This is a genomic window from Cognatilysobacter lacus (assembly GCF_008274655.1).
GTDB lineage: Bacteria > Pseudomonadota > Gammaproteobacteria > Xanthomonadales > Xanthomonadaceae > Cognatilysobacter > Cognatilysobacter lacus.
Window position 1 is genome coordinate 20,885 of sequence record NZ_VTRV01000020.1, and the last position, 6,320, is coordinate 27,204.

The following is a 6,320-nucleotide window of genomic DNA, read 5'->3' on the forward strand; positions in this document are numbered from 1 at the left end:
GGCACGACGGCCCAGGGCAACGGGCCGTCGCGCTGATCCACTTCGACGGGCGTCGCAGCGCGTTCATACCGGACTACGCCTGCAACCCAGCGACGCGCTACCAGATCAGGTCGTCCGGCACCTTGAACCGGGCGTAGTAGGCGTCGTCCCCGTCGGCGGTTGCGGTTGCGCCGTCTGCCGTCGCGGCGTGATCGAGCACGATCATCGACGCGTCGCGTGCACGCACCTTTTCGGCGGCGGCGCGCGGCAGCAATGCGTAGCCGTCGTCGAGGCGCGCGATCACCAGCGCGCCGCTGGCCAGCTGCGCGCGTGATGCGGCGTCGACGAGAAGCGAGCGGATGGCCTCGCCATCGGCGAAGCGGTACGCGATCTCGCCGGGGGCCACGATGCGCTGCGTCACCACGATCTGCCGCGCCTGGGCACGTTGCTCGTGCGCACGCGCCTGCGCATTCCGTTCGGCAGCCAGTGCGCGGTCGCGCTCGACGCGCTCGACGCGCGCCCGCTCGGCGTCGATGCGCTGCTCGTTGGGCGCGGGTGCCGACTTGCCCTGTCGCTGCCGGGCCTGCTCGCGCGCCACCTGCGTGACCTGCGCCTTCTTGACCAGGCCGGCCTTGAGCAATTGGTCCTGAAGGGGATTTCGCATGCCGGCAGTCTAGTCGCGTCGGGCGCAGGCGGCGGTGACCCGCGCTGTTGCGGTCGCTCCCGACGCAGTCGACGGCCCGTCCATCGGCGCCGGAAAAGTCCTACGCGGTGGCGGGCACAGCCCTGACCCGCGCGGACCCAGTCCGCGCCCAGCCTTGCCGTGCCGCACTCCGCGGCGACTCGACGAGGACTCCACCATGCGCCCGTCATTGCGCCACACGGCCCTGTCCGCCGCCACCGTTTCGCTGGCGGCCGCGAGCCTGCTGCTCGCCAGCCCCGCGCGTGCCTACACGATGCGTCACTGCCATCCGAAGACCGGCGACGCGCTCGCGTCCACCGCGATGGTCGCCGACCTCAATCCCGGCGCTGCGGGTTCGACGCATCCGGTGTTCGGGCTCTCGTCGGTCAATGGGCTGATGACCGAGTTCAAGAGCCAGCTCTATTTCCAGGCCGACGACGGCACGCACGGTGCCGAACTTTGGCGGGTCGGCACCGGCGCGCCGTCGCTGGTCAGCGACATTGCCGCGGGCACTGCAGGTTCCGAACCGCACGCGTTCGCGACGTATGACGGCGCGCTGTATTTCGCCGCGCAGAGCTCGCCGGGCCACGACGTCGTGTATCGCACCGACGGCACGACCGTGACGCTTGCAGCAGACCCCGACGCGGGCGCCGCATCGCAGAAGGTCGTGATCAGGTCGCTCATCGTGTACGCCGGCAAGCTCTATTTCGTCCGCGCCGCGGATGGGGTCGACCGCCTGTGGCGCTATGACGGCGCGACTGTGCAGTTGGCCGGTGGCGCGAATGCCGCGGTGGGTTCGTTCGTCACCGACGACATCGGCGCGCACCCGTTCGTGGTTTTCAAGAACCGCCTCTACTTCGTCAAGGCAGTCGGCGCGAACTATCGCCTGTGGGCATTCGATGGCAACGGGGCAACGCAGGTCGCACAGCTCGTGCCCGACGGAAACTTCACCACGTACGGCTTCGACCTGGGCGCCTACGGCGACGCGCTCTATTTCGGCACCGTCGTTCCCGCCGATGCGCCGTTCGTTGCCGACGAGCTGTGGAAATACACGGGCAGCGGCGCGCCGATGAAGGTAGCCGGGCTTACCAAACACGCGTCGTCCTTCAGCCAGCCAGCCGAATTCAACGTCTTCAAGGGAAAGCTCTACTTCACCGGCGGCGCAGGCCTGTACCGTTACGACGGCACCTCGCTCGAGTTGTTGCCGGGCGGTGCGGGCGGCGTGCCATACGGCGCGGTAGGCCTCAGCCCGTATAGCGCCGTCGGCTCGTTGTACCTCGGCGGCTTTTATGACGACTGGACCAGCAGCGAGCCCTACCTGTTCAACGGCACGACCACCACGCTGGTGCGCGACATCATGCCGCCCGGCGCCGGCATGTATGCCGGGTCGTTCCCGACGCGGGCCGTCGAGGTCGACGACATGCTGTTCTTCAGCGCGGACGACGGCACGCACGGTCGCGAGCTGTGGCGCATGAAGCGCAATGACGGGCCGGCCAACCTCGACTGCGACATCGTGGTGATCCCGATCTGGGATGACTGGCGGCTGTGGGTGGTGGACGAGCGCGAGGTGATCGTCGCCACCTGGCTGACCGCACCCAACCAGCGCCCGCAACTGATCTCGCGCGAGCGCGCGGTGGTGCGCCGCGATCAACCGCTGCGCGTGAAGGGGTTGCAGGCCGATATCCGACGCGGCCGCGTCGCCGACGGCGCCCGACTCGTCACCCGGGTGTACGACGTCCGGACCGGCGCGGTGCTCGATCGCGGCGAGGGCGCGGTGGGCGTGTCGGCCCAGCCCGTCGGGCGCGAGGCGAGCGCAGCCATAGCGGTGCCGCAGGTCGGCGAACCGACGTTGCGCGACGTGATGGGGCAGCGCGTGCGCGGCCTATAGCAGACGGCCGACTGCAGCCACATCCGCAGGCGCGTGCGGATGTGGCGGCAGCCAACGCGGTGGTGGCGACGACGGCCGCCGCTCGGTCGTGGGCACACCCGAACCCACGCGATTGCGTCGCGCGCCGTCGGGCTAAGGCCGCGCGCACGACTGCAGCCTGTGCGATTTTTGCGTCCCACGTCGCCTACGGCGGCGCCGACCGTTGCCGATACCCTGGGTAGCGTCCGTGCTTTCGTCCGCGCGCATGCGCGCTTCGCCTGCAGGAGCCCGGGCGCCTCGCGATACGGGATGCCGCCCATCCATATGGCGTCAGCGGGGTGGTGTAATGCGCTGGGCATGGACGCAGCGCTCGGGTCGGCCATTGCCGAGCGTGATCCCACGAGCACGGGTGCCCCGGCGCCCGCCCCACGCAAGCCGAGCAGCCATGACCGCGCCCCCAAGCACCGACGACCTGCTCGCCGACACCGGCCGACCGCTGCTGCAGCTTGTGCAGCACCTCACGGGCATGGAGACGTCGTTCATCACCGCGATCGACTGGGAGAGCCAGGCGCAGGACGTCGTCCTCAGCCTCAACACCGGCGCGATCACCGTGGCCGAAGGGAGCCGCATCGACTGGAGCCGGTCGATGTGCCGTTCGATGTTCCTCGCCGGCCGCCCGCACAGCGCCGACGTCACCGCCGAGATCGCCGGCTCGGAAACCGCCGCGGCACTCGGCATGCGCAGCTTCTTTGCGGTGCCCATCCTGTGCGGCGACGTCACCATCGGCACGGTCTGCGGCAGCAGCGCACGCGCGGTGGAACTGAGCGATCACCAGATCGCGTCGATGGAACTGATCGCCACCAGCCTGCGTCAGCAGATCGATACGCGGGTGCAGCTGGCCGCTGCGCTGGCACGTGCGGAAGCGGCCACGCGCGATGTCGGGCATGCACGGCGCGAGGTCGATGAGCACCGCGAGATCGCGCGCTCGCTGGAAGTGCTGGCCAATACCGACTCGCTCACCGGGCTGCTCAATCGCCGGTCGTTCAACGCGCGCTGGGAGGAAGAACTCTCGCGGTCGGGCCGACGCGGCTACCGTCTGGGCGTGCTGTTGATCGACGTCGACCGCTTCAAGGGGGTCAACGACTCCGCCGGCCACGCGGCCGGCGATGCGGTGCTCATCGCGCTCGCTGCCTCGCTCCGCGCGGCGTCGACCAGTGCCGATATCGCCGCGCGCCTCGGCGGCGACGAGTTTGCGCTGGTGCTTACGCACCATGGCGTCAACCACCTGCTCGAAGTCGCGGCGTGCATACGCCAGCATTTCGCGGCCCTGATGCTGGAAGCCGGCACGGCGGGCATCACGCTCAGCATCGGCATCGCGGTCAGCGACACCAGCGCGCGTCGCGACCTGCTGGGTGCCGCGGACCGCGCGCTCTATGCGAGCAAGGCGCTCGACGGCGATTGCGCGCAGGTCGCGGACCTCGCAATCGGTGCGTAATTCGCGACTGCCTCGACGCGAGTGACGCCGGGCTCGTGCGCCTGACCTGACGCCGGGAGTGGGTAGCACCCCTGTTCACCTGATGGCGTCGCCAGACGGCGGCCCGGCGCGTTCCCACAGGCTTCGATCGGCTCCGCCCACGCACGCGGTTACCTGGCGTCGCCGCCCGATGCATCCGGATGGCGCGCCAACCACGCCGCCAGCCGCGCCTGGTAGGCGTCGAGTTCGTCGTTGTAGGCGTCGTTGACGCAGACCGCGCACCCGCCGCCGCAGCAGTCGCCCGGTAGGGGCTTCTCCGGCGGAAGCGGACGCGGGTCGGCTTGGTCGTTCACAACGGGTAGATCCGGCCGGGCCGCAGGTCTTTCAAGACCGTCGAGCTTCGGATCGCCCGCGTTCGTCCGATGCATCCGAGCGACGACGGCGCGTTCGTGCGCCTCGTGCCGAAACGAGCCGCGCCACAGCGATGCCTCGGGCCAGAGGCGTTCGAAACCCGCCGGGACGGCTGCTCAAGTTACGCCCCGCCCATGTGCGACCTGCCGCAGGACGCGTTCGAACACCTCGATCGGTTGCCCGCCGGAGACGAGGTGCTCGCGATCGAAGATGATCGCCGGCACTGCGTTGATGCCCGCGCGCAGGATCGCCTGTTCGTCCCCGCGCACCTCGTCGGCGTAGTCGTCGGACGCGAGGATCGCAGCGGCGCGCTCCGCCGGCAGCCCCACGCTGGCGGCAAGCCGCACGAGCACGTCGTGGTTGCTCACGTCCTCGCCGTCGGTGAAATACGCGCGCAGGAGTGCGTGCTTCAGCGCCAGCTGGTGGCCCTCCGCGGCCGCCCAGTGCAGCAGGCGATGCGCGTCGAAGGTGTTGTAGGTGCGCCGGCGCGCGCCAGTGGTAAAGCGGAAGCCCAGGGCCGCACCGCGTTCGCGGATGGCGTCGCGGTTCTGCGCCAGCTGTGCATCGGACAGCCCGTACTTGCGGCGCAGGTGGTCGTCGATGTCCTCGCCTTCGGGCGCCATGTCGGGATTCAATTCGAAGGGCTGCACGTGCAGCTCGATCGGGACATCGTCGCCGACCCGCGCGATTGCCTGCTCCAGCGCCGCCAGGCCGATCGCACACCACGGACAGACGATGTCGGAGACGAAATCGATTCGGATGGGCTCCGGGCCCGCAAAGCTGTTCATGCCTGCACACGCCTGCGCTGCGTCGAGACGCCGATGAAAGCATGGCACGCGTCGGCGGCCGATGAGAGCGCAGGCGCGGGCACCCGCTTCACGAAGTGCGGCGATGCAGACGGCGCCGCGTACAGCGTGGAGGTGGGCGGACGTCGATGCGCCGCCGTTCCCTCCAAGCCCGGCAACCGCGCGTCGCCTCGGCTGATGGCTCCCCCGCACTCCGTGGCACTCTGCCGCCAGTCCAGTGACCCGAGGCGACGACCCGATGCATCCGCTTCACAAGTTGGTACGTGCGCGACCGCGGTTGGTGTCCTCGCTGGCCGTCGGCGCCGTGATCGCCGCCCTGCTTCCGGACTCGCTGCATGTCATCACGCGCCTACTGGTGGGCTGGGACGCGGCCGTGTGGATCTACCTGGTACTCATGGGGTGGCTGATGATGACCGCCACGAGCGAGCAGGTGCGGCGGATCGCAAGCCAGGAAGACGAGAGCGGGCCGGTCGTGCTGCTGGTGTTCTCGCTGGCGGCCGCGGCGAGCCTGGCCGCCATCGTGCTCGAGCTGTCGAAGGCCAAGGGCATGCCGTTGTCGGAGCGCGCGCCGCATTACCTGCTCACGGGCGCGACCGTCGTAGGCACGTGGTTGTTCGTCGCCACGCTGTTTACCTTCCACTACGCGCGCATGTTCTACCGCGGCGATCACACGAAGCCCGCACTGCAGTTCCCCGAAGGCGAACTCGACCCGAACTTCTGGGACTTCCTGTATTTCTCGTTCACCATCGCGGCGGCGTCGCAGACGGCCGACGTGAACATCATGACGCCGAGCCTGCGCAAGACCGCGCTCGCGCAGACGGTCCTGAGTTTCTTCTTCAACGTCGCCGTTCTCGGCTTCGCGATCAACATCGCCGCGGGCGTCGTGGCTGGGTGAGGGCCTTCGCAGCGTGCATGTCTGCGCTGCTTCGATGCATCACCGCGCGTCAGGCGGTGGTCGCAGTCGTCGCCGCAGCAGCGCACCGGCGGCAAGCATCGCCAGCGCACCGACGGCTGCCACGCCCACGAGCAACGGCCCGTTGCGGCGGACCACGCCGTCGCCGAGCAGAACGGTGCCCGCGGCGAACGGCAGCTCGGCGATCG

The 6,320-nt window shown here is 69.5% G+C and carries 6 protein-coding genes; 3 read left to right on the top strand and 3 right to left on the bottom strand.

Annotation, left to right across the window (positions count from 1 at the left end; all coding sequences use genetic code 11):
- Window positions 1–97 precede the first annotated feature (97 nt).
- Window positions 98–643 carry a DUF2058 domain-containing protein gene (locus FW784_RS03225; RefSeq protein WP_149351924.1) on the bottom strand — a complete coding sequence of 182 codons (546 nt, stop codon included), beginning with the start codon at window positions 641–643 and terminating at the stop codon, window positions 98–100.
- Between the two features lie 196 nt (window positions 644–839).
- On the opposite strand from FW784_RS03225, the gene FW784_RS03230 reads away from it, so the two are divergent.
- Together FW784_RS03230 and FW784_RS03235 are read left to right on the top strand one after the other, a co-directional pair.
- The gene (locus FW784_RS03230; RefSeq protein WP_149351925.1) at window positions 840–2,549 is read left to right on the top strand and encodes a hypothetical protein; all 1,710 of its coding nucleotides are present in this window, start codon (window positions 840–842) and stop codon (window positions 2,547–2,549) included.
- Between the two features lie 424 nt (window positions 2,550–2,973).
- Window positions 2,974–4,023 carry a GGDEF domain-containing protein gene (locus FW784_RS03235; protein WP_187770652.1) on the top strand — a complete coding sequence of 350 codons (1,050 nt, stop codon included), beginning with the start codon at window positions 2,974–2,976 and terminating at the stop codon, window positions 4,021–4,023.
- Between the two features lie 149 nt (window positions 4,024–4,172).
- Here the strand turns inward: FW784_RS03235 and FW784_RS03240 are convergent, their stop codons facing one another.
- Entirely contained in the window at window positions 4,173–4,355 is a 183-nt protein-coding gene (locus FW784_RS03240; protein ID WP_235893553.1) for an oxidoreductase-like domain-containing protein, read from the bottom strand.
- Window positions 4,356–4,529: 174 nt separating this feature from the next.
- On the bottom strand, window positions 4,530–5,201 hold the full coding sequence (locus FW784_RS03245) for a DsbA family oxidoreductase (RefSeq protein WP_149351928.1): 672 nt from the start codon (window positions 5,199–5,201) through the stop codon (window positions 4,530–4,532).
- A 256-nt stretch (window positions 5,202–5,457) separates the two neighbouring features.
- Between FW784_RS03245 and FW784_RS03250 the strand changes: the two genes are divergently transcribed.
- Entirely contained in the window at window positions 5,458–6,114 is a 657-nt protein-coding gene (locus FW784_RS03250; protein ID WP_149351929.1) for a DUF1345 domain-containing protein, read from the top strand.
- Window positions 6,115–6,320 lie beyond the last annotated feature (206 nt).

Coding starts and splice junctions, on each gene's coding strand:
- FW784_RS03245 (WP_149351928.1), bottom strand. CDS start 5,201: ATGAACAGCTTTGCGGGCCCGGAGCCCATCCGAATCGATTTCGTCTCC.
- FW784_RS03235 (WP_187770652.1), top strand. CDS start 2,974: ATGACCGCGCCCCCAAGCACCGACGACCTGCTCGCCGACACCGGCCGA.
- FW784_RS03225 (WP_149351924.1), bottom strand. CDS start 643: ATGCGAAATCCCCTTCAGGACCAATTGCTCAAGGCCGGCCTGGTCAAG.
- FW784_RS03250 (WP_149351929.1), top strand. CDS start 5,458: ATGCATCCGCTTCACAAGTTGGTACGTGCGCGACCGCGGTTGGTGTCC.
- FW784_RS03230 (WP_149351925.1), top strand. CDS start 840: ATGCGCCCGTCATTGCGCCACACGGCCCTGTCCGCCGCCACCGTTTCG.